At 39.7% G+C, this 23,059-nt stretch carries 17 protein-coding genes and 1 riboswitch; of the genes, 8 read left to right on the forward strand and 9 right to left on the reverse strand.

Going from position 1 to position 23,059, the window contains the following annotated elements; translation table 11 throughout:
* Positions 1 to 5: 5 nt before the first annotated feature.
* Entirely contained in the window at positions 6 to 3,389 is a 3,384-nt protein-coding gene (gene thrA / locus ACZ5L8_RS11835; RefSeq protein WP_464437746.1) for a bifunctional aspartate kinase/homoserine dehydrogenase I, read from the reverse strand.
* Between the two features lie 73 nt (positions 3,390 to 3,462).
* Positions 3,463 to 3,567: riboswitch (SAM riboswitch) on the reverse strand.
* A gap of 160 nt (positions 3,568 to 3,727) precedes the next feature.
* On the opposite strand from thrA, the gene ACZ5L8_RS11840 reads away from it, so the two are divergent.
* The 4 genes from ACZ5L8_RS11840 (at position 3,728) to ACZ5L8_RS11855 (ending at position 6,800) form a co-directional block, all read left to right on the forward strand.
* Positions 3,728 to 3,970, forward strand: coding sequence for a hypothetical protein (locus ACZ5L8_RS11840; protein ID WP_464437748.1), 243 nt, complete (start codon positions 3,728 to 3,730; stop codon positions 3,968 to 3,970).
* A complete protein-coding gene (locus ACZ5L8_RS11845) occupies positions 3,961 to 4,278 on the forward strand; it encodes a type II toxin-antitoxin system RelE/ParE family toxin (RefSeq protein ID WP_464437749.1) in 318 nt (105 codons plus the stop codon). Before ACZ5L8_RS11840 ends, ACZ5L8_RS11845 begins: the two co-directional genes overlap by 10 nt.
* Positions 4,279 to 4,511: 233 nt before the next feature.
* On the forward strand, positions 4,512 to 5,765 hold the full coding sequence (metK, locus tag ACZ5L8_RS11850; protein ID WP_464437750.1) for a methionine adenosyltransferase: 1,254 nt from the start codon (positions 4,512 to 4,514) through the stop codon (positions 5,763 to 5,765).
* A gap of 108 nt (positions 5,766 to 5,873) precedes the next feature.
* Positions 5,874 to 6,800 (forward strand): 2-hydroxyacid dehydrogenase, encoded by a 927-nt coding sequence (locus ACZ5L8_RS11855; RefSeq protein WP_464437752.1) that lies wholly within the window; start codon positions 5,874 to 5,876, stop codon positions 6,798 to 6,800.
* A gap of 125 nt (positions 6,801 to 6,925) precedes the next feature.
* On the opposite strand, the gene ACZ5L8_RS11860 is transcribed toward ACZ5L8_RS11855, so the two are convergent.
* The 4 genes from ACZ5L8_RS11860 to ACZ5L8_RS11875 form a co-directional block, all read right to left on the reverse strand.
* Complete coding sequence (locus ACZ5L8_RS11860) at positions 6,926 to 7,588, reverse strand: outer membrane beta-barrel protein (protein ID WP_464437754.1); 663 nt, start codon at positions 7,586 to 7,588, stop codon at positions 6,926 to 6,928.
* A 120-nt stretch (positions 7,589 to 7,708) separates the two neighbouring features.
* Positions 7,709 to 10,426, reverse strand: coding sequence for a carboxypeptidase regulatory-like domain-containing protein (locus ACZ5L8_RS11865; RefSeq protein ID WP_464437755.1), 2,718 nt, complete (start codon positions 10,424 to 10,426; stop codon positions 7,709 to 7,711).
* A 59-nt stretch (positions 10,427 to 10,485) separates the two neighbouring features.
* The gene (locus tag ACZ5L8_RS11870) at positions 10,486 to 11,304 is read right to left on the reverse strand and encodes a GLPGLI family protein (protein ID WP_464437757.1); all 819 of its coding nucleotides are present in this window, start codon (positions 11,302 to 11,304) and stop codon (positions 10,486 to 10,488) included.
* Positions 11,305 to 11,365: 61 nt separating this feature from the next.
* Positions 11,366 to 12,199, reverse strand: coding sequence for a GLPGLI family protein (locus ACZ5L8_RS11875; RefSeq protein WP_464437758.1), 834 nt, complete (start codon positions 12,197 to 12,199; stop codon positions 11,366 to 11,368).
* Between the two features lie 123 nt (positions 12,200 to 12,322).
* On the opposite strand from ACZ5L8_RS11875, the gene ACZ5L8_RS11880 reads away from it, so the two are divergent.
* The 4 genes from ACZ5L8_RS11880 to ACZ5L8_RS11895 all read left to right on the forward strand — a co-directional run bounded on the left by ACZ5L8_RS11880 (position 12,323) and on the right by ACZ5L8_RS11895 (position 16,133).
* A complete protein-coding gene (locus tag ACZ5L8_RS11880) occupies positions 12,323 to 13,951 on the forward strand; it encodes a sensor histidine kinase (RefSeq protein WP_464437760.1) in 1,629 nt (542 codons plus the stop codon).
* Positions 13,944 to 14,627 (forward strand): response regulator transcription factor, encoded by a 684-nt coding sequence (locus ACZ5L8_RS11885; RefSeq protein WP_464437762.1) that lies wholly within the window; start codon positions 13,944 to 13,946, stop codon positions 14,625 to 14,627. The genes ACZ5L8_RS11880 and ACZ5L8_RS11885 overlap by 8 nt, the downstream gene beginning before the upstream one ends.
* Before the next feature lie 110 nt (positions 14,628 to 14,737).
* Positions 14,738 to 15,514: a hypothetical protein gene (locus ACZ5L8_RS11890; protein WP_464437763.1), complete on the forward strand. Its 777-nt coding sequence runs from the start codon at positions 14,738 to 14,740 to the stop codon at positions 15,512 to 15,514.
* A 4-nt stretch (positions 15,515 to 15,518) separates the two neighbouring features.
* Positions 15,519 to 16,133: a deoxynucleoside kinase gene (locus tag ACZ5L8_RS11895; RefSeq protein WP_462600434.1), complete on the forward strand. Its 615-nt coding sequence runs from the start codon at positions 15,519 to 15,521 to the stop codon at positions 16,131 to 16,133.
* 4 nt (positions 16,134 to 16,137) lie between these two features.
* On the opposite strand, the gene ACZ5L8_RS11900 is transcribed toward ACZ5L8_RS11895, so the two are convergent.
* The 4 genes from ACZ5L8_RS11900 to ACZ5L8_RS11915 form a co-directional block, all read right to left on the reverse strand.
* On the reverse strand, positions 16,138 to 17,166 hold the full coding sequence (locus ACZ5L8_RS11900; RefSeq protein ID WP_464437765.1) for an App1 family protein: 1,029 nt from the start codon (positions 17,164 to 17,166) through the stop codon (positions 16,138 to 16,140).
* A 137-nt stretch (positions 17,167 to 17,303) separates the two neighbouring features.
* A complete protein-coding gene (locus ACZ5L8_RS11905) occupies positions 17,304 to 19,721 on the reverse strand; it encodes a sodium-translocating pyrophosphatase (RefSeq protein WP_464437767.1) in 2,418 nt (805 codons plus the stop codon).
* Positions 19,722 to 19,859: 138 nt separating this feature from the next.
* Positions 19,860 to 20,387, reverse strand: a complete 528-nt coding sequence (locus tag ACZ5L8_RS11910) for an inorganic diphosphatase (protein WP_464437769.1) — start codon at positions 20,385 to 20,387, stop codon at positions 19,860 to 19,862.
* A gap of 179 nt (positions 20,388 to 20,566) precedes the next feature.
* Positions 20,567 to 23,059, reverse strand: coding sequence for a DUF5686 family protein (locus ACZ5L8_RS11915; protein ID WP_464437772.1), 2,493 nt, complete (start codon positions 23,057 to 23,059; stop codon positions 20,567 to 20,569).

A 23,059-nucleotide genomic window follows, 5' to 3' on the forward strand; every position in this document is an offset into this window, starting at 1 on the left:
TTGTTTTAAATATTACGCTCGGCCAGTTTAAGGATGTCTCCAAAAACCCCGCGAGCAGTCACCGCAGCTCCAGCACCGGCACCTTGAATCACGAGCGGATTTTCGCCATAACTCTCAGTATAAATCTCAAAAATACTGTCGCTGCCCTTAACTTGTCCTAACGCCGAATCTTGCGAAACAGCCACAAGTTTTACCTCAAGCTTACCGCCATCATCCTGCGAAAGGTCACCGTAAAGGTCGCCAACATATCGCAGAACTTGTCCTGATTTTAGTTGTTTTTTTCGTTCGGCAAAAATAGAATCCAGGTCTTTTAAACTATTGAGAAAATGTGATTTCTCGCTTTCGCGAAATTGCTCCGGAATCAAATTCTCTATTTCCACATCACTGAATTCTTTGTGCAAGTCCAGTTCACGGGCAAGAATCAACAATTTTCGTCCCACATCATTACCACTCAAATCCTCACGCGGGTCTGGCTCAGTAAATCCGGCATCAATCGCCTCCTGAAGCACATCTGAAAATGCTTTGTCATTCACCGAGAATGTGTTGAACAAATAACTCAACGAACCAGAAAAAACACCTTTGATTCTCGTGATATTATCACCAGAAAGATGCAGTAATCTAATGGTATCAATCAGCGGTAACCCTGCACCTACATTGGTTTCATACAAATATTGCTTCTGGTTTTTCTCAAGAACATCACGCAGGTTTTGATAAAAATCAAAACCAACGGTATTTGCTATTTTGTTTGAAGAAACGAGGTCAAAACCGTTTTTAGCCAACTTCGTATAATTCTCAATAAACGCTGAACTCGCCGTGTTATCCACCGCCACAAGATTTGCTAGATGATTCGCTTTCGCGAAAGCGATTGCCTCATCAACGCCGCCTAGTTGGGTTACATTTTCTAAATCTGTTGCCCAATTTTCAGTAGCGCCGTCGCGGTTAAGCAAGACGCTTTTACTGTTTGCTATCGCAAAAATGTTCAGCTTAATGCTTTTTCTTTCTTCGATACTTTTGGCGGAAGCCAAAATCTGGTCAATGAGTGTGCCGCCCACAGTTCCTTTACCGAAAATGGCGATGTTGATTTTCTTAGAAATCCCAAAAATCTCACCGTGCATCACGTTAAGCGCTTTGTGCAACTGATTCTTGCGCACCACGACACTCACGTTTTTACCGGTCACCGTGTTGTTGAACAATAACGGTACGATTCCGTTTTTGATGAGTTCGCTATACGGCTTGTGGAAGCTGCTCAAATCCTGCCCCACGATGCTAATCACCGAAACTTCATCAATAATATCTATATTATTTACATCTTGATTCTGGTAATCACTTTCAAACTCAAACTGGAGCGCTTTTACCGCTTTTTGAGCTTCTTTAAGACTCACCACAAGACCGATACCGCGCTCTGAAGAACCTTGCGAAATAATGCTCACGCTAATGCCGCTGTTGCCCAGCGCACGGAAGATTCGCGCGTCAACACCCACTTTACCCAGAAGTCCGCGGCCCTCAAGGTTGATTAGCGCCATATCATTTAAAACCGAAAGCGACCTGATGCCGTCTTCTGGTTCATTTGCAGTAATCAATGTTCCTTTATCGCCAGCGTTGAACGTATTTAAAATACGCAGCGGGATATTCTTCTCAATCAGCGGAATAATGGTCTTCGCATGTAAAATAGAAGTTCCAAAATTCGCCAACTCATTTGCTTCGCTATAACTAAGTTTTTCAATCTTTTGCGCATCAGCAACCAGCTCTGGGTTTGCGGTGTAAATTCCGTCAACGTGCGTGTAGTTTTGTGACTCTGCCGCATCCAGATAATTTGCAAGAAGCGCCGCAGAATAATTGCTGCCGTTACGACCTAGGGTGGTGGTTTGCCCTTTTGCATTGCTACCTATGAAACCTGTCATGATATTCACGGTATCGCCGTTGTGCTCAGCAAAATGTCTTACTATATTTTCTTTGCTAAGCTTGTCAATAGGCTGCGCATTGCCAAAAACGTCATTTGTTTTTATCAGCTTACGCGAATCAGCAAATTGTGCATTCACGCCTTTTTGCTGTAATAAGTGCGTCACAGCTTTTACCGAAATTACTTCGCCATACGAAAGAATCTCATCTTTTACTCTTGTGCTGTAATCGCCTAGCAAAGCGACACCTTCAAAGAGGCGCTGCAGTTGCTCAAATTCTTCGGTTAAATCAACCTCAAAACCTTCTTGCTGATATTTTCTAAACGCTTCAAATTGATGCTGATATTCTTGATTAGATGCCGCCGCTTCTAGAATCGCTTCTAGTTCATCAGTAGCGCCACCACGTGCAGAAAGCACAACAGCGATTCTTTCGCCATGAGCGACTTTATCTTGAATGATTTTTACAACAGTATCTAACCCTTGACCATTGCTCAAAGATTTACCTCCAAATTTCAGCACTTTAATCCCTCTATCGTCTCCCTGAAAAACGGGTTGCAGCAATTTTTCAAGCTGCTCAAATTCTATCAAAAACGCATCGTGACCGTGCTCGCTAGTAATCTCGCCATAGGTCACTTTACTCTTCACCTGCGCAAGTTGCTTGTACGTTTCACGGTTTTCAACAGGCGTAAAAAACAGGTCGCTATCCACACCTATGATGTGAATATTTGCATCCACCTGCTCCAGCACTTCATTGAAACTTTCGCGACTGCGAGTTACGTCAATGGTACGCAAAAGCTGATTCATCAATTTGTAAGCAGACAATTGAAAACGGTCTTTCAACTTGTTGCCGTGATGGTCTAGCCAACTCTCAACATTAAAAAGTTGGAGTTCTTCGTTTTGGCTTCTGCCAAATTTCTTCTTAAACGACTCTGGCGTGCGGTAACACAACATCGCATGCATGCGAGCATCATGCACCGGCTGCGAACTGTTATTTAAAATCTGCTCCTGAATCTGGCAATTTGCGATTAACCAGTCCGTCGATTTCCAGTCTGAAGCTACAGGTATAAGATGCTTTGTAATCTTTGGGTTAAGGGCGACCATTTCCCAAGCGATACCGCCACCCAGCGAACCCCCGATAATAGCAAAAAGCTCACCTACCTCTAGTTTTTCTAGTCCTTTTAAAAAAATCGCCGCAACATCACGCGCAGTGAATTCTTTAAAATTCTCGATGAGAAATCCGTCATAACCATTACCGGGAATGTTAAAGGAAATTACCGTGTTTTTTGTAGTATCGATACATTTTCCGGGACCGATAAGGTCGCTCCACCAGCCGCCATCACCAGAGACGTGCGAATTTCCCGTAAGGGCATGATTCACAAGAATCACAGGCGCTTTGCCTAAGGGTTGACCAAAGGTCTCATAGCTTAATGGCAACTCTAAAGTATAGCCAGAAAATGTGGTGTAATCGTGTATTTCGAGTTTTTGTAACATATAAAATTTCTTGTTCGCTCAATGGCGAAAAAAATTAAAAACCGTTACAAAAAGACATGAGGAAAATTCCTTCTCGTTATCTATTCCGCCGAAAGGCAGATAGAATGTAGCACCTTCTCCGGGAGGAGGGTTGCTAAGGCTTCATAGGGTCTATTCCCTCCGCCTTTCTTGATAACAGTTTTCAGTAAATTGCTGAACGTTGCGAGTGCAAAGATTGCAAAACGTTTTTAGAATATGCAAACTTTTTGTGATGAGATTCTTTTGAGGATATTTTGGCTGCAGCCAAAAAAACAAACACGTCATAAATTGTTATCTTTGATAAAGAGAAAGCTAGGACGATGGATTTACAAACCCGAAAATTAGAATTGATCAAAGAATTCCTGAAAGTACAACAGGAAGATGTAATCCTGCAGCTTGAAAAAATTCTTAATGTTGAGCGAAAAAATCTTGACAATAAGAAGTTTGACCCAATGACAGAAGAAGAGTTTAATGCAAGAATCGATGCGTCTATGCATGACTCTAAGCAAGACAATATAATTTCTACAAAAGATCTTGAGAAAGAAATAGACTCATGGAGCTAGATGTATTTTGGACAGCGTTTGCTAAAAACCAACTGGCCGAAATATATGCCTATTACAAAGAGAAAGCTAGTAGTCAGGTTGCCAAGAAAATTATAGTCGGCATCGTTTCTGAATCAAAATTATTAAGACTTCAACCCCAATTAGGGCAAATCGAGGAGCTTTTAATCGCACGAGAAGAAAACTTCAGGTATTTGATCTATTCAAATTATAAAATCATCTATTGGCTGAATGAGGTAAAAAGTCGCATTGAAATTGTTGACGTTTTTGACACCCGCCAAAATCCCATAAAGATCAAACGGTCTAAATAATCACAAGTAAATCGCAAATTGATTCACAAATCATAAATTTTCATAAGAAATCGATTTCCGTTTTTTAATATTCTGCAAATGCCTACATTTGCCCCGCAAAAGAGGAAAGATTTGACTGATTGCAACCTCTAGGTCTTAAGACCGCTAAAAAATGCTAAAGGCAGTATCTTCTACCTTTTTTGGTTTTTTCAAGTCAAATCGCCCCATTTTTTTGAATTTTAAAATCGGCTTGAATGGCTTATCAATTTACATCTGAAAGTGTTTCTGAAGGACACCCAGACAAAATCGCAGACCAGATTAGCGATGCGCTTCTCGATAACTTTTTAGCTTTTGACCCTGAGTCAAAGGTAGCTTGTGAAACTCTTGTAACTACCGGTCAAGTAGTACTTGCTGGCGAGGTAAAAAGCGACACTTATCTTGACGTGCAAACCATCGCTAGAGATGTTATCAACGAAATAGGATATACTAAAGGTGCTTATCAATTTAGCGGTGATAGCTGTGGTGTGATCTCTTTGATCCACGAGCAATCACAAGATATTAACCAAGGTGTTGACCGTGAGAGCAAGGAAGAGCAAGGCGCTGGTGACCAAGGGATGATGTTTGGTTATGCTACAAAAGAGACCGAAAATTACATGCCGCTTGCGCTAGATATTTCTCACCGCATCATGCTAGAGATCGCAAAATTGCGTCGTGAGAATGATGAGATCACCTATCTACGCCCTGATGCAAAAGCACAGGTAACCATAGAATACAGCGACGATAACGTACCGCAAAAGATCGTAGCAATCGTGGTTTCTACGCAGCATGACCCTTTTGATGAAGATGAAAAAATGCTAGCCAAGATCCGTGAGGATATCGTGAAAATTTTGATTCCACGCGTTAAAAATGCTTTGCCAGAAGAGTTGGCTAAACTTTTTAACGATGATATCGTTTACCATATCAACCCTACCGGAAAATTCGTGATCGGTGGGCCACATGGTGATGCCGGACTTACAGGAAGAAAGATCATCGTAGATACTTATGGTGGTAAAGGTGCGCACGGTGGTGGAGCTTTTTCTGGTAAAGATCCAAGTAAAGTAGACCGCTCTGCAGCATATGCTGCAAGACACATTGCAAAAAACCTAGTTGCTGCTGGTGTGGCTGACGAGGCTTTAGTGCAAGTTTCTTACGCAATTGGTGTAGTTGAGCCTACATCTATTTTTGTAGAAACGTATGGAACAAACAAAGTAGGTTTAAGCGATGGAGAGATCGCCGCAAAGGTTCGCCAACTTTTTGACCTGCGTCCTGCAGCGATTGAAGACAGACTAAAATTGCGCAATCCTATTTATCGTGAGACCGCAGCTTATGGTCACATGGGTAAAACTCCACAAATCATCACAAAGGTTTTTGAGAGTCCGTATAGCGGAAAAATCACAAAAGAAGTTGAGCTCTTCACTTGGGAAAAACTAGATTATGTAGACCAAGTTAAGGAAGCATTTAACCTATAATTATAAAGCCGCTTAAGGTCATTCCGGACTTGTTCCGGAATCTTATTATTTTAGTTACCCTCATGAGACCCTGAATCAAGTTCAGGGTGACAGAATTATTTTACCCCTATGGCAATTATTCTTCTTAGAGACGACAGCAACTATAACGCTTGGTTAAAAGCACTCAATAGTGCGGCTCCAGAAATACCGGTGTACACTCCAGAAACGGTAAAAGATAAAAGTGAGATCACGTTTGCACTTTCGTGGAAAGCTCCGCAAGGCGCTTACGCGGAATATCCTAATCTTAAAGCCATAGGCTCTATGGGCGCCGGTGCTGATCATCTTTTAGAAGACGATAGTATCGCCGAAGAAATCCCACTTGCCAGAATTGTGGACAACAAACTCGCGGAAGACATGGGCGTATTCGTGTTGACCGCTTGTCTTAATGCTATTCGGTTTTTTGATAGGTTTTTCAATCAGCAAGCTGATGAAAACTGGCAGCGCTATAAATATCCACAACCGCAAGATGTGACTGTGGGAATTTTAGGTTTTGGAACGTTAGGTCAACATGTGGGTAAATTGCTTCAAAAGAATGATTTTAAAGTCATCGGGTATTCGCATTCGCGAAAAGAAGTACCGGGCATTAAAAGTTATACGAGTGATGAAATGGATGAATTTTTGGCGCAAAGCCAAATCCTTATTTGCCTTTTACCACTCAACGAGAACACAAAAGATATCCTTAATGCCGACTTGTTTGCCAAACTTCCTGAAGACGCTTACCTCATCAATGTAGGTCGTGGCGGTCATCTTAAAGAAGAAGACCTCATCCCTGCAATTGAAAATGGCAATCTAAAAGGCGCAACCCTAGATGTTTTTAAAACCGAACCTTTGCCTAAAGAACATCCGTTCTGGAGTCACCCTGATGTTTTTGTAACTCCGCATACGGCGAGTATTAGCAGTCCACGGGCGCTTGCATCCCAAGTTGCAGAAAACTACAAACGCATGCAGCGCGGAGAAAAATTAAAAAATAGTGTTTCGCGGAAGCGAGGATATTGATAAAAATACTTATCATACCGACTTGTTGATCAATACAAATTCGGCTTCTGAAATCTAAAAAATAAGAAATATTAGACCTCACAGGTTTTGAAAACCTGTGAGGTCTTTTTCATAATGTAATTATTTTAAAACAAACAATATTGAAACTTCACACCTACACCTATTGTCACTCCACTGGCTGAGCCGGTAGAGCGGTTTGTGTTTTCAAAACTTAATTTGTCAAACTCATCTTTGAGATAGCGTGTTGTGTACAAAATTGAGAAAGAAGCCAGCAATTTTTCTTCACTATCTAGATAACCTTCTATACCTGCACCAAAATTAAAATAGCTAAAACTGCTCCTGTTACTAGCGGTTTCAGTTAATGTTAGATAATTATTCTCATTCTGACGTTCATAATAGTTAGAGTTAAATTTATAATTACCAAGCACATATTTAGGCGTCAAAATTAACCAGACATCTTCTCGCTTTGTGACGCGCAACCTTCCTCCTAGAGAATAAAAAGTACCTTTATAAGAGGTTTCTACCCTTTCATTTACAAAATTAGGATCTTGAGTGTCGTAGGAATCAAAATCGTTTAGATCACCAAAGGTGTAACCCGCACTTACTTCTGGCGAAAGCCAAAACTTGTTTAAAAAACTTACACCAACCTCAACATCTCCAAAAAAATTATCATCAAAAGACTTGTTTCTAAATGCAGAAGCACCAGCATAAACACCCATGTCTATTTGTTGACTTTTCGCCGTAAGGCAAACAAAAACCGTAAGAAGTAAAACCAATACATTTTTCATACGGTTAAATATATAAAATATCTCAAATCAAAAAACCCTACAAGCAAAGCTCATAGGGTTCAAATCGTATTCCGCTTACGCGAAATTCCCGCTGCTGCCAGAATTTCGCAGTTGCGGAAATTATAGGTTGTACAAAACCGAGAACATCACGATGCGTGGCATCACAAAGAATTCTGTTGTGGTTGTGCTTAGGTTTTCTACAAAACTGTCGCGGTTTAAAGAGTCTACGTTAAGCAGGTTTGAGCCGTCTAATCTAAACTCCCATTTGCTGTCTTCGCCGCGGTAAAATAAACTCGCTTCTAAGAACGAATACTCGTTTTGCACCGTGTCATCTGCATTAGTGTAGTTATAATAACTCCAGTCTGCCGTGAAGGTGAAACCTTTTAAGAAATTAACCTCAAAGTTTGCAAATGGTCTGTCTGTAAAAAATTTAGAAGTCACAGCGCCGGTCATATACTCATTTATGCTGCGGTTGTAGCCTATTTCAAAGTTTGGCGCGTTCTTAAAGTTGGTTTCAAAACTTGCTTGATAGTTTTGCGTGAAATTCTCTGATTGACGGTAGTCGCCATTGTTAATGTTGTACAGCGAACTGTAAGAAACATTAGCGCTAGTGTTCAACTTAAATTTTCTAAAAGTCTTCTGAAATCTACCATTACCGCTAATCACCTCATCAACTTCATCACTGTTAATAGGCGAAGAAACCTGGTTAATTACCTGACTGTTATCGCTGGTCACAATGCTTGCAAAGTTCTTGATCGCGTCAATTCTCTTCGTATAGTTTACACCAAAGTTCATGTTCGTAAAATTGAACATATTAAAGTTGAAGTAATTTAAATTCACGCTATGAAAAACACCATTTTCTAGGTAACGATTACCCTGAGAAAGTCTGTTGTAATTATTAAAAACATACGCTTCAGCATAATCATTCACGTCGCTAAAGCTAGCCGTCATACTGTAATTTAAACGCAAACTTTCGCTTTGTTTAAACTGCGCCAGCGCAAAAACATCTGGCAATAACATGGTAAGATTATCTGAAGTTGTAGAGCCTAACTGATCTGTTTTTACATTATAATTATGCAAATTCAACCCTGGGGTAAAAGTAAAGATCCCGGTTTTAAATTTATAATGCGCTGCAACATACCAATCAGAAAAATTGTACTGCACGTCATTATTAAATGCATCGTCAGTAAAATTATTTCTATCTCCATTGTCAAGCATCTGGAAGATAGAAGTATTAAAATCCTGACGGCTTAAGGTAGAACCCAAGCTAAAGTTGATGTTACTTTTATCATTGATCACCCACCAGTAATCTAATTTTGCGTCAAGCTTATTAGACTTTATCATTTTGTCTTGATTTACATCAAAAACACTCTGATTTTCATCTAAAGGTAAAATACCTTCAAAGGGCTGGGCAGCAACGGCGGCATTGTAAAACGGATCTTCATTTTGATACAAATGCTGAGCATAACCTGCAAAAATGTTCTTCTCATTAAGCGTGTAATATGCATTCACGTTTTGATTAAGACTGAAAGGTTCATTCTCTTTCATCTCATTTACCGTGTTATTTGTAGTCTCGCCATCTGCCGTGAAGATCGAAAGCGCATCAGTAAACTCGTCTTGCTTCGATTTTTTTGCGATCACGTCATAATCGATCTGCAAACTAGCGCTAGGTTTATACGTCGCGCTGAATTTGGCCATAGCCAACTGATTACTTTGCTCGCTATTAGACGTGCTATTTTCAGTAGCGTTGTTTGTGATGTACTGACGTAGCGATCTGTTTATAAAGTTTGTTTTGTTGTCACTAAAAAGTGTAAAACCACTCACATCAAGACCCTGCGCCATCTCATAACTAAAGTTTGCTGCACCAAAGTTTGTCTTGATCTCGTTTGCACGATTATTTTGAGTTACAAGAAAGCCCAATCCACTATCACTGATATTGAAAGATGTACCGCCACCGCGATTAAAATTTCTAAAACCACCAGTAAAGTTGAAATAATCTCTAAAGGTAAAAGGCACATCGCCTATGTCGTTAGAATTACCAATGATGTTCACACTTCCCTTAGGCGTGTAGTAAAATAGTTTTGTGCTTCCCTTATATCGCGTTCTCTCGCCATCGCCTATACCGCCTTGTATCTCACCAAACCAGAAGTTCTTTTTTCCTTCTTTTAATTTTAAGTTGATCGCAACATTATCTTGATCATTTCCTAGGCCGCGCATTTGATCAACTTCGTTGTAGTTTTTAAGCACCTCAACTTTTTCTAAGGCATCCGCCGGAATGTTCTTTGTCGCAAGTTTTGTGTCTCCATCAAAGAAGTCCTTACCCTCTACCATCACCTTACCTACAGATTTACCTTCTACTTGAATACCGCCATCATCTGTGATCTCAACACCAGGTAATTTTTTAAGAACATCCTCTAGCTTACGCTCTGTACCGTTTGTAAATGAATCTGTGTTATAAACAATGGTATCACCACGCACTACAACTGGCATTTCATAAACCAGCTCCACATCGTCTAGTTGATTTGCTAGCGGATTAAGATTAAAATCTAGCGTTCTGTCTTCTTCATTTGTGGTAAGGTCTAACTCTTTTTGCGTAGCCTGTAACCCAAGAAAACTAGCTGTGAGTGTGTAGCTTTCGCCGAAAGGCAAACTCATTTGATATCTACCTTCTGTGTTAGAAATAGAATAAGACTCCATGCTGCCATCTGTCTTTGTCGCGATGACGTTTGCAAGCTCAAGCGGCGTACCTATTGAGTCTTTAACTGTACCTGAAACTTTAATGTTTTGCGCACTGGCGAGCATGCCAATGAACATGAAAATTACATATAGTTTTTTCATAAAATTTGGTTGATTATGCCCGGCAATCGCCGGATGATGAATGGTCCCCTTAAAGAGAATTATTGTCCGCCACGGTGAAATCCGCCGCGATTACGGCCGCCGCTGTAACGCTCGCGCATTTCTTCGGTTTTTTCTTTTACCGTTTGTGCGTATTCCTCACGGGTTACTTCTTCGCCTTTTTTAGGCTTTGTGATCGTGATCTCTTCTTTAGGATTAAGTACGATCTTATTGCAAATGATCACAGTGTTACCAAATTGAACTTCAAGGATCAATCCTGGTAATCCCCAGTATTCATCCGGACCTTGATTTACCGGAATTTGCGGAGTGTACCACACGGTAACTAGTTCAGTTTTTGGTTCGTCATTTTCTGTAGAGTCTTGTTCTCTGCGAGGTCTGAATCTAAAGGTTCCTTCGCTAGATTTTGTTGCTGTTGCTTTAAAAGCGGCATACTGACCTATCATTTTACTTTCTTTCTCTAGCTTCCAGTCTAAATTAGGCAGCGAATCTTTTACTAAGAATTGCTTCCCCATAAGTTCGTTTTCACGAGAATAAAGGTTTTCTACAACATTTTTATAAACCGGCCCTTGACTAAAACCACCGCCCATAAAACGCATACCGCCAGCACCGGGTGTTTCTAACTTAGCTTCTTCTTCATAAACAGATTCGGTTTTATTAAAACTAAGCGTGTATGTTTTTTCTAACATAGACTTCATACGCTCTGCGATCTGTTTTTTCATTTGCTCGCTCATCTCTCTACCGCCAAAACCGTTCATGTCTAGCGTAGTTTTAGTTTGATACGTAGCGACACCTTTAAAATCCTGTGCATTAACTGCACCACCAAGAAGTGCAATAACAAGGGCTATAACTATTCTCTTCATTTCTTAAATGTTTAACGATATGACTACAAAAAAAGAAAATAGTTTAATGTATTTCAGAAAATTAACCTCCTATTCTTATTTCTATTGATTCTCCGTTACCAGATTTTCTGTTAGACTTCATCCTAGCAGTCATTTCTTCCATTTTCTCTTTCTGGATCTTTTTAAACTCATCCTGACTTACCTTTTTACCTTTATCTGGTGCAATGATCTCTGGTTTTTCTTTTGGGTTTAAAACCACACTACTGCATAGAAGGCTTAGCTTATCATCCTGAACTTCTAGAATTAATCCTGGCAAACCATAATATGTAGACGGACCATTATTCACAGGAATTTGCGGAGTGTACCACACCGTGATCGTTTTTGTTTTCTCAATTTCTTTGAGACCATCACTGTCTTCATCCTCTGAGTTAAACTCCATTGTGGTATAGGTTTTTTCCATCGTGGCTTTGTAGCACAGATAATCACCTATGTTTTTTGTTTCTTTCTCTAGCGTCCATTTATCATTTGACAAACTATCTTGAACTAAAAATTGCTTACCCATAAGATCCTGTTGATTTACAAAAGTTCCCAGACGTGTATTTTTATAAAGCACATCTCTACTTTCGATAACTTTTATCACCATCCCGTTGCTAGAAGGCATTGATGGCGCGTCTAGTTTTTCATTCTCAGTGTAAAGCGATTCAGACGCGTTGAAGGTTAGAGTAAATTCTTTTTCAAACTGTTTTTTCATTTGCTCTTCCATCTGTTTTTTCATCTCATCGCTCATGTTGCCGCCCATCTTGATGTCTACTGCTCTGCGCGATTTGTAAGTTGCAACGCCAGTAAAATCTTGAGCTGTAAGTTTCGCTTCCGCGAAAGCGAAAAAAATAAGACTAATAAGGAGTATTCTTTTCATACTATGTGTTTTTGTAATTTGATGTCACAAATGTCTATGTTACAAACCGGCAGAAAGGTTAACCAGTGTTAACGTGTGTTAAGCGGTCGAGAAGGCCTTAATTTTTCAATCTACATTTGGAATATGAAAAATAACAAATATCAATCAATGATCTACTTTGTTGCTGGCGTTGTGCTGGTTACACTGGCGATACAGTTTTACTGGAACGTAAAAAATTATAGATCTGAAAAGCAAAGGCTGGTAAACGACATGCAGATTAGCCTAGACCAATCTGTAAACAATTATTTTGCTACAGTTGCAAAAAATAGCACCATTGGACTGTTTAGAGATAGTTCAACAAGTTCTACTGGAGACATCTCAAATTTTCTCGATAGTATAGGGAAAAACATACCTTCTAATGGATTTTCGTTAAAAAATTTAGATAGCATTAGTATCAAAAGAGCTCCTGGCATTGTGATTTTACGCGGGCAAAAAAGCGTTGATAGCTTTCAAGGAATAAATAAAAAGAACATACAACTTACTAAAAGCTCCATAACATATAAAGAAACCGAAGAATCTGATTCTGCAAAAAAAGCATTAAAAGAACTAAAATCTCGTTTAGAGAAAAAAGAAAAGCTGTTTGATTCGCTGCAAAAAACAATTGCAAGAAATTCAAATTTTGCTGAGAACTCTCGCCGACTGCATGACTCTTTGTTCGCCGATATAAAAGGAAAAAAGACAGAATTCTCGAGCATAATAATTACTTCTAAATCAGATTTTATTGATGTTGATATCATTGATAGTCTTTTCTCCCTTGACCTTGAACGTAAAAACCTTGACGTTGATTACGGATTAAAATTAACCACTAACACCGAAGCTTCTCAAATTGTACATCCCGATTTTGTTGATGAAAAATTTTTAAAAATCTCATCAAATTCAGAATTGCTTCCAGACGAGAGTGAATTAAATCTTTACTTCACAAATATCACCGCAACGGTTCTCAAAAGAAACATGATGGGTATTTTACTATCAACCATCTTAATGATCGCCGTCATCGCTTGTTTACTGTTCTTGCTAAAGATCATTAACAAACAAAAACAAATTGCCGAGATGAAAAATGATCTCATAAGCAACATCACCCATGAGTTTAAAACGCCCATCGCGACCATAGGCGTGGCGCTAGAGGGTATTGAGAATTTCAACAAAGCAAACGACCCTGAGAAGACAAAAAAATATGTGCAAACCTCTAGTGTGCAACTCAGCAAACTCAATCTTATGGTTGAGAAATTGCTAGAAACTGCCACGCTAGACAGTGAGATCCTTACGCTTAATAAAGAAGAGATCAACCTCGTTGACCTGCTTCAAAATCTTATAGAGCGTCACAAAGCACTGGCTACAGATAAGCAGTTTGATTTTTCCGCTTTACGCGAAAACGTGTGGATCACAGCTGATGTTTTTCATCTGGAAAATGCGCTTAACAATGTGCTAGATAACGCCGTAAAATATGGTGGAAATACAATAAAAACCACACTTACCACAGATAAAAACCAAGTGATCTTAACCATTGAAGACAACGGAAAGAACCTTACTTCCGCGCAAGCGAAACAAATATTTGAAAAGTTTTATCGCGTACCAAAAGGCAATCAACATGATGTAAAAGGTTTTGGGATCGGGTTGTACTACACAAAAAAGATCATTGAAGGACATCAAGGCACCATTGCGGTTGCGCTTAAGAATTCGACTAACTTTATAATCACACTTCCTCATGGCTGAAAAAATAAATATACTCCTCGCCGAAGACGAACCCGCACTGGGACAGATCGTGCAAGAAAGTCTGGAGACTCGTGATTTTATAGTTCATCTCGCCACAGATGGCGAAAAAGCCCTGCAAATGTATCGTGAGCAACAACCAGAATTGCTTGTGCTTGATGTAATGATGCCAAAAAAAGATGGGTTTACACTCGCAAAAGAGATCAGGAAAGAAGATGATAGCATCCCAATTATTTTTCTCACGGCAAAAAGCCAGACCAGCGATGTTGTAGAAGGTTTTACCATAGGCGGCAATGATTATCTTAAAAAACCCTTCAGTATGGAGGAGCTTATTGTGCGCATTCACAATTTGCTGCAGCGCAAGAAAACGCAACAAAAAAGCGAGAAGCTTGAAGTGGGCGATTACATTTTTGATTTCCCAAAGCAAACACTAGAATATAAAAATGCAGATGCCGAAATGCTCACGCATCGCGAAGCGCATTTGCTTTTTCACCTGATCAAGAATAAAAATCAGGTGTTAGATCGATCTGTTGTGCTTAACAAATTGTGGAATAACGATGATTTTTTTGCCGCCCGCAGCATGGATGTTTACATATCAAAACTCCGGAAGAAGTTAGCAAAAGACCCTTCTTTGCAAATCATAAACGTTAGAGGATTTGGCTATAAATTGACGGATTGAAACTAATTATTCAATTTGTCAATTAGTGAGTGACTGGTGATTTTCAACTTTCACATTTCGTATTTACTCTTTCGTCTTTTGCCTTTCAAAAAAATGACTAAATTTCAGCTATGCAATTGGTATGGGTTTTTCTGTTGTTTCCTTTTTTGGCTTTAAGCCAAAATATTACTATCTCGCCGCTAGACACCATTTTTCAACTCAAGAATAAAGATTTTATAGGTGTTGACACGCATGTTTATTTTGTAGATGGCGCTATTCTTCATAAAAAGAATCATAAGGAAGATCTGCAATTTAGCGACATCCAGTTGGGCGAAATAACCTCTGTAGACATTTTGAATCCGCTACGGATCACGGTTTTTTATAAAGAGTTTAATACTGCGATCATTCTTGACAACACGCTTAGTGAGATCACTCGCATAGATTTTAATCGCCTGGAAAATTACCGCAACATCAGCCATGCGAGAACTGCGGCTGACAGAAAATTATGGGTCTTTAATATTGATCTTCAGCAGTTAGAATTATTTGACTATCGATTAAATAAAGTAGTGCAAACTTTTTCGCCGCAAGGCAAAAACGCAATTGAGATGGCGAGTGATTTTAATAATTGCTGGATACTTACAGAAGACGAGTTGCTGCATTACAATCGCTATGGAAGTTTGCTGAGTAGAGAGAAAATTTATGGAGTGCAGGATTTGCAAGTGGTGGATGAAAATATGTACGCGATTAAAGATAATAATCTGGTTGTGCGAGTGAAAAATCAAAAATCATGGAGAATTATAAAAGATAACGTTCAAGGCTTAAAACAGTTTTATTTGAATGGCGGAAACCTGTATCTTTACACCCTCGATTTTGTGTCGTTCAACAGGATTATCCTACCCAAAAATTAAGATTATGCACGTTGCAATTGCCGGTAATATTGGCGCCGGAAAAACCACCCTTACAAGATTACTCGCTAAGCATTACAATTGGCATCCACAATTTGAGGACGTAGTAGACAATCCTTATCTAGACGATTTTTATAACTCTATGGAGCGATGGAGTTTTAACCTGCAGATCTATTTCTTAAATAGTCGTTTCCGCCAGTTGTTAGAACTTCGCGAAAGCGGTAAAAACACCATCCAGGACAGGACGATCTATGAGGACGCATATATTTTTGCGCCAAACCTGCATGCGATGGGATTGCTTACAAATCGCGATTATGAGAACTACAAATCGCTTTTTGAACTTATGGAACGTGTTACTAAAGGTCCAGATCTTCTTATCTATCTACGCAGCACAATTCCTAATCTTGTGAAGCAAATACACAAGCGCGGTAGAGATTATGAGAACTCAATTTCTATTGATTATCTAAGCCGACTTAACGAGCGCTATGAAGCGTGGATCCATGGTTATGACAAAGGAAATCTACTGATCATTGATGTTGATAATGTAAACTTTGTAGACAATCCTGAAGATCTAGGTAACATTATAAACCGTATTGACGCAGAGCTTCACGGTCTTTTCTAGAGTTTTACTTTATCAAACCCATTTCGCGAGCATGCTTTTCTGCCGCTGTGCTTTCTTTAACTAGCATGGCTGGCGTAGTCTTGAATTTTTCTAGGAGTCCGCGTACGCGAAAAACACGCTTATCGTGATTAACGCTGCGTAAATAGATTGCTTTAATACGCTCAGGAAATTCTTCTGCGATCTCAATATAAATATCTGCGTCGTGCTCGCCGCTATCGCCTATTAATACAAATTGCAAATGCGGATAGGTCTTAAGAATATTGCGAATCTCTTTTTGCTTATGCGGTTTTTCAGGCTTAGGTGATTTATCAAAAGGTCCACGAATGTTACGCAATAAAATAGGCCCTTTTGGGAAGTCGTTGTTCTTGATAAAAGCTTCAAGATAGTGGTATAAATTCCATGGGCTATTGCTCACATAAAAAATGGGATTAGCCGCTTTACCAGATTTCCCAAGATGGAATTTTTGATACAATTCGGGCGCGCCCTTAAGCGGAAAACGCTTACCCACACCTCTAAAAACCGTATTTAAAATAACACGCCATTTAAGCAAAGAGACAACTCCTGTTTGTAAGATCGTATCGTCTACATCGCTAATAACGCCGTATTCAGCATTTTTAGAAGGCACCAGCATTTGCGCCGGGAAACGGTTATCATTTATGATTACTCTGTCTTTGCGCGGTTCGTCAAAAGCGACTTCAAGCGGTAACCATCCTTCCTCATTTGTTAAGTCATCCAGACCTTCTACCTTTTCATCAAATTTGTAATATCCTTCTGGCCCTGTGGTGACATAAAACACACGATCATCTGGTAATCGAATACGCAATTTTACATGCGGCAACTCGTCGCTTTTAAATTGATAATATGCATTTTTAAACGCGCTTAAAACTCCTTTTTTATCAAGATTCACACCTTCTTCTTCAAGCGCGCGGCCTATTAAATAAAGGTGAGAATCTGTGCCATAGGTTTGATACCCATGGATCTGCAAAGGGTCTTTTTCGTGTAAACGCAATTTTTGAAGTAGAGTTTTCAGCATAGAACTCAAATTATACAATATCGCCGAACTTGAATTTTAATTGAATTATAAACTTATCTTAATTAACGAGGCTTTCGCCAAAAAGAAAACCCCGCTTTGAGGCGGGGTTTAACTTCTATTAATTTAACAGGACTCTTTTAATCTATTTTAACAGAAGGCTGTAGTTTAAAAGATTCTACTTTAGTTAAGACCTCATCCTGAGTACCTTTAAATGTTACATACTCATGGATAGACTTCCCATCTTTCATCACAGTCTCCTTATCCACAAAAGCTTTATAGTTCTCCTCTGTTCCACTTGCTGTAATAGACACGTTTTTTGAAGCAATATCTTGCTCTCCAGATGTAACTACTAATTCTTCAGAAAAATTTTTCTCATCTAAAGCAAGCATCGTTTCTCCTTCACCATGACCGGCTAAAATAGGTGCGATCACCAGACCTACCAGACAAGTAAGTTTGATTAAAATATTCATCGATGGACCAGAAGTATCTTTAAAAGGATCACCCACAGTGTCGCCCGTAACGGCAGCTTTATGCGCATCACTTCCTTTATATTCTATCTTACCATCAATCTCCACACCGGCTTCAAAAGATTTCTTAGCATTATCCCATGCTCCGCCAGCATTATTCTGGAAGATCGCCCACATCACGCCAGACACACAAACTCCAGCCATGTATCCACCTAGTGGCTCAGGTCCAAAAATCAGTCCAACAAGAATAGGCGTTACGATCGTGATCAACCCTGGTAATAACATTTCGCGTAAAGCGGCACGAGTAGAAATTTCTACACATTTACCATATTGCGGTTGCCCAGTACCTTCTAAAATTCCCGGAATTTCCTTAAACTGTCTACGTACTTCCTGTACCATTTCCATCGCGGCTTTACCTACAGATTGCATGGCTAGCGCAGAGAAGATCACAGGGATCATTCCACCTACAAAGAGTGCAGCAAGCACATCTGCTTTAAAAATATTAATACCATCAATACCTGTGAAAGTCACGTAAGCCGCAAATAATGCCAAAGCTGTAAGTGCCGCCGAAGCGATCGCAAAACCTTTACCTACAGCCGCAGTAGTATTACCCACAGAATCCAGAATATCTGTACGCTCACGCACATGATCTTCTAGTTCGCTCATCTCTGCAACACCACCTGCATTATCAGCAATTGGTCCAAAAGCATCGATTGCAAGTTGCATAGCCGTTGTAGCCATCATCGCAGATGCAGCAAGTGCCACACCGTAAAAACCAGCCAGCTCATAAGAACCATATATCGCTGCCGCGAAAAGCAACACAGAACCAAAGGTAGATTTCATCCCCACAGCAAGACCAGCGATAATATTAGTCGCCGCACCAGTAGAAGAATTTTTAACGATATCAAGAACAGGTCCTTTACCCAGACTTGTATAATGCGCCGTCACCCAAGATATCAAAGCGCCCACAGCCAGACCAATACAAGCAGACCAGAACACATTCATAGATGGGATTATACGGGCTTGGCTTTCGCCAAAATAAAACATCTCAAGATTCTCTGGTAACATATACTGTATCAAGAAATAACTCGCCACCAGCGTCAACCCAATAGCAACCCAGTTACCAAGATCTAAAGCTTTTTGCACTTGAGATTCTTTAGCATCATTGCTAGAGATCTTAACTAAGAAAGTTCCTAAGATTGAAGCTAACACTCCAACTCCCGCAATTACAATAGGAAGTAAAATAGGCCCCATATTACCGAATGCATCAGTAAACGGACTATCAACACTCATATCTCTAATCACATAATTACCCAGAACCATTGCCGCAAGTACAGTCGCCACATAACTACCAAAAAGGTCTGCACCCATACCAGCAACATCACCTACATTATCTCCCACGTTATCTGCAATAGTTGCAGGGTTACGAGGATCATCTTCCGGTATTCCGGCTTCTACTTTACCTACAAGGTCTGCACCTACATCTGCAGCTTTAGTATAAATACCTCCACCCACACGTGCGAATAGCGCAATACTTTCTGCGCCAAGCGAAAAACCAGCCAGCGCCTCTAGCACCATCGTCATCTCATCATAAAAATCTGCACCACCAGTAACAAATTGTGCTACAAAAACAACAAAAAATAAACTTAAACCCAGAACCGCAAGACCGGCAACACCTAGTCCCATAACTGTACCTCCACCAAAACTTACTTTAAGCGCTTGTGGTAAACTTGTTTTGGCAGCTTCGGCGGTACGGGCATTTGCTTCTGTAGCGATGCGCATACCTATATTTCCTGCAAGTGCAGAGAAAAAAGCTCCTACAATAAATGCCGGAACGATCATCCAGCTAGTGGTATCTACAATAGTTGAAACGATGTAAAGCAAGACAGCCGCGATCACAACAAAGATGAGAAGCAACTTATATTCTGCAGAGAGAAAGGCAAGTGCGCCTTCTTTTATACTCTTCGAAATCGATTGCATTTTTTCGCTGCCGGCAGCTTGTTTTTTTACCCAAGCCATTTTCATGAACATAAAAATTAGCCCGAGGATGGCCAATCCAATTGGTACCCAGATCATATTACTTTCCATAAAATATTAGGATTTGATTATAGACTTGCTAATGTAACAAAATTGAAGGAATTTAAACACAATAATAAATACCTAAGATTATGTCATAAAAAAGGCCGCAAAATTGCGGCCTTTATAAATTTTATAAGAAAATATCACTTATTTGATACTCACTTCTTCTACTGGTACATCACTGTCTTGATAACGGTTGATACACTGGCTAACGATCTCTTTAGCCTCTGCTGCATCACCCCAGCCACCTACGTCTACCTTCTTTTTCTCAAGATCTTTATAAACCTGGAAGAAGTGCTCGATCTCTTTAATAAGATGCGGGTTAAGATCACTTAGATCTTTTACAGCGCTACCTATAGGATCACTTACAGGCACACAGATCACTTTTTCATCAGGACCCTTCTCATCTGTCATATGAAAAACGCCTATAGGATAAACCTCAATCACACAGCCAGGAAATGTAGGTTCTGTTACAAGAACAAGTACATCTAATGGATCACCATCTAGTGCAAGCGTCTCTGGCATAAAACCATAATCTGCAGGATACATCATTGAAGAAAATATCATACGGTCGTAACGTATTTTCTTCAGCTTAAAATCATACTCATACTTGTTTCTGCTACCCTTTGGTATTTCAACTAAGACGTCAAAGGATTTGATTTTTTCAGCTGTCATTGCTTTTATTATTTGGTATTAAATTCATCAATTTCAGGGGTGCAAAAATACCGTTAATCAAACCGGCAGGCAAGAAAAGAGTGTCAATAAATTGATAATATTTACAAGTAAACGTTTTCGTGATGTAAAGTTTTTTGGCTTAAAGCCAAAGAACTACTCATATCCTTAAAAATATGCGCTTAAAATGCGAATTCTAACTGACCGGTAACTCCAAATTTTCTCGCATCTGGAAGGTCATTGTAGTTTCCACGAAAGTGAAAGTCAAAACGTAAGATCTTGAAGAGGTTACCAATACCAAAACTGTATTCATAATACGGCTCGTTCTCTGGAGCCAGATACATCTTACCAGTGGCATTGAGCAACTGGTTCTCTTCTGAAATTGAACCATAAGCCGCTCTAAACCCGATGATCTCTCTAAGGTTAAGCTTCTTTAAGAAAGGAACTCGCGCAAATAGACGACCGCCAAAGTTATGCTCAAGATGCGTAGTGACGTAAGTATCTGTCACAAACTCATAATAATTGAGCTGCGGGAATGTACCATAGATCGAGAACAGGTTCTGATTACCTGGGATAACATGTAATAAGCTCAACGGCACTTCGCCAAAGGTTTTACCAGCCTCAATAACTGAAGTAAAAACACCAAGACCGCCTACGCGCCAAGGTTGACGATAGCTAAATTGCAATCTTTTGTAATCAAAATCGCTATTAAAAATATCGCTCACTCCATTAGTGTAACCCATAAAAATCGTCGGGAACCACTCATTTGTTGTGGTGCGCTCTACACCAAAACCTGATGTGCGTTTACCAGGCTCAAAAATTGCGCTAAGCATAAACTCAGCTTGCTCTACTGCTCCTGTGGTTTGTGTACGTGCTTCATCTGTATAATAATTCAGATTAAATGCAGGCGAAGCACTCTCTAACGTTCTGTATGAAAAATCAGAACGAAAGATAAGGTTCTTAATAGGTTCTGCTTCTATGGCAAAATTACCTAGTTTAATATTTGTAAGTTGGTTATTAGAACCCACAGTCACTAACGAAGACGAAGCTAAACTTCTACCCAGAACATCTGTAGATTGTGTAAGACTTGCGCCCGTTTGCTCTACATCTCTTCTATAACCGGCAGATGCGATAAGTCTGGTTTCATTATCTAGCAATACCTTACCAGAGATCCCAAATTTGAATTTATCATCCTTAAATCCATAAGCAAGATAACCTTCTAATCGCCAAGGATCATTTTGATCAAAATAGGTTCTAGCACCGCCGCGCAAACGTAAACCTTCTACATCATTAAACCCAAAAGCCGAGAAAACCGGACCAATATCTAAGTTCGCTTGATCCCACTCATAATATCCTGAGACGAGCACAGAACCCATGTCATACAAACGCTGGAATTTTGGTACATTCTGCAACGTATCTAGCATGTCATAAATGCCTTTTTCATCTTTGCTTAAGGCTTCCATGCGGTTTTTCTCCCAGAAGCTATCATCCTGAGTATAAATTGACTTATCGTAAGCGGTAATGCGGTTTTTGTAAAACTCCTCAGGCTTCTTTTCGTCAAAGACATAATTATTAAAAAGCGTAGTACGCTTACCATAAATCCCTTTGCTTTCTTCCTTTTTATTCAAAGCAAAGTCTGACATAAAATAATCGCGGGTGATGAGGAAAACGCTATCGTTTAAAACCTCATATTCCTGCTCTGCATAAATCTCTTTTACCCAGTTGATGTTTGCGCTTTTATTAACGGTGAGGTTAATTTCTTTGATCGCCCACGTTGTATCATTCACCCAGAAGTCTCCTTTAAAGGTAAGTTCATTGCTTCTGCGTGGGTAATAAATGATATTGTAACACCACTTATCATCAATATAGGTGCTATCTGCAAGGACGTAATTATAGGTATTCACGCCCGTGGTAGATAGTGGACTCACAAAGCTTTTATCAAAAAACTTCAGGTAATTGTCATAAATATTAAACTCAGGATACATCTCATTGATAAAGGAGATCATCGTCTGGTTTGTATTAAAACCACTGTTGCGGTTTCCTTTAAGTTCTTCTTTTTCTTTACCTAAAATATTATCACCATACACCTCGCTGCTAGCTTCATTGATAAAAACGGGCAGATAGGTTTTTCCTGTAATGCGAGATGTATCCATCTGATCAAAGATGAACTCCATCCCGTTAAAGATCTTGCGTTTTATTAAAGTACTGTCAATAGTATTAAGGTCAAATTCTACCTTCTCATACTTATCGTAAGCATATTGCTTGAATTGTTTTAGTCCGTTTTCGCGCTTATTTGCCCAGATCTTTTTAAGAATATCTATAGCTGGGTTATTCTTCTTCGGTTGTTTCCCGCTGTACACCACAACCTCTGCCATTTGCTCGGCTTCTTCTTCCAGCTCGATCTCTAGATCATAGTTTACACGGCCGGCGAGGTCGATTATTTTTGGCGCAAAGCCTATAAATGTTACACGTAGTTGCTTATAACTTTCGTCTGTCTCAAGATAGAATCTACCGTTTTCATCTGTGATGGTACCATCGTTAGAATCTACGTAGATCACATTTGCAAATGGCACAGGATTACCCTGAGAATCGCTTACCACACCGCCAGCTTTAGTTTGGCTTAAAGCCAAAAAGGGAAAAAGAAAGCAAGAGATTAGTGCAAGAAAATGCTTCAT

This window comes from Leeuwenhoekiella obamensis (assembly GCF_055391795.1).

What these genes read in the sequence shown, in the direction of transcription:
- ACZ5L8_RS11875 (WP_464437758.1), bottom strand. Translation starts at nt 12,199, where the DNA reads ATGAAAAGAATACTCCTTATTAGTCTTATTTTTTTCGCTTTCGCGGAA.
- ACZ5L8_RS11915 (WP_464437772.1), bottom strand. Translation starts at nt 23,059, where the DNA reads ATGAAGCATTTTCTTGCACTAATCTCTTGCTTTCTTTTTCCCTTTTTG.
- ACZ5L8_RS11880 (WP_464437760.1), top strand. Translation starts at nt 12,323, where the DNA reads ATGAAAAATAACAAATATCAATCAATGATCTACTTTGTTGCTGGCGTT.
- ACZ5L8_RS11855 (WP_464437752.1), top strand. Translation starts at nt 5,874, where the DNA reads ATGGCAATTATTCTTCTTAGAGACGACAGCAACTATAACGCTTGGTTA.
- ACZ5L8_RS11905 (WP_464437767.1), bottom strand. Translation starts at nt 19,721, where the DNA reads ATGGAAAGTAATATGATCTGGGTACCAATTGGATTGGCCATCCTCGGG.
- ACZ5L8_RS11885 (WP_464437762.1), top strand. Translation starts at nt 13,944, where the DNA reads ATGGCTGAAAAAATAAATATACTCCTCGCCGAAGACGAACCCGCACTG.
- metK (WP_464437750.1), top strand. Translation starts at nt 4,512, where the DNA reads ATGGCTTATCAATTTACATCTGAAAGTGTTTCTGAAGGACACCCAGAC.
- ACZ5L8_RS11860 (WP_464437754.1), bottom strand. Translation starts at nt 7,588, where the DNA reads ATGAAAAATGTATTGGTTTTACTTCTTACGGTTTTTGTTTGCCTTACG.
- ACZ5L8_RS11870 (WP_464437757.1), bottom strand. Translation starts at nt 11,304, where the DNA reads ATGAAGAGAATAGTTATAGCCCTTGTTATTGCACTTCTTGGTGGTGCA.
- ACZ5L8_RS11910 (WP_464437769.1), bottom strand. Translation starts at nt 20,387, where the DNA reads ATGACAGCTGAAAAAATCAAATCCTTTGACGTCTTAGTTGAAATACCA.
- ACZ5L8_RS11900 (WP_464437765.1), bottom strand. Translation starts at nt 17,166, where the DNA reads ATGCTGAAAACTCTACTTCAAAAATTGCGTTTACACGAAAAAGACCCT.
- ACZ5L8_RS11865 (WP_464437755.1), bottom strand. Translation starts at nt 10,426, where the DNA reads ATGAAAAAACTATATGTAATTTTCATGTTCATTGGCATGCTCGCCAGT.
- ACZ5L8_RS11890 (WP_464437763.1), top strand. Translation starts at nt 14,738, where the DNA reads ATGCAATTGGTATGGGTTTTTCTGTTGTTTCCTTTTTTGGCTTTAAGC.
- ACZ5L8_RS11840 (WP_464437748.1), top strand. Translation starts at nt 3,728, where the DNA reads ATGGATTTACAAACCCGAAAATTAGAATTGATCAAAGAATTCCTGAAA.
- ACZ5L8_RS11845 (WP_464437749.1), top strand. Translation starts at nt 3,961, where the DNA reads ATGGAGCTAGATGTATTTTGGACAGCGTTTGCTAAAAACCAACTGGCC.
- thrA (WP_464437746.1), bottom strand. Translation starts at nt 3,389, where the DNA reads ATGTTACAAAAACTCGAAATACACGATTACACCACATTTTCTGGCTAT.
- ACZ5L8_RS11895 (WP_462600434.1), top strand. Translation starts at nt 15,519, where the DNA reads ATGCACGTTGCAATTGCCGGTAATATTGGCGCCGGAAAAACCACCCTT.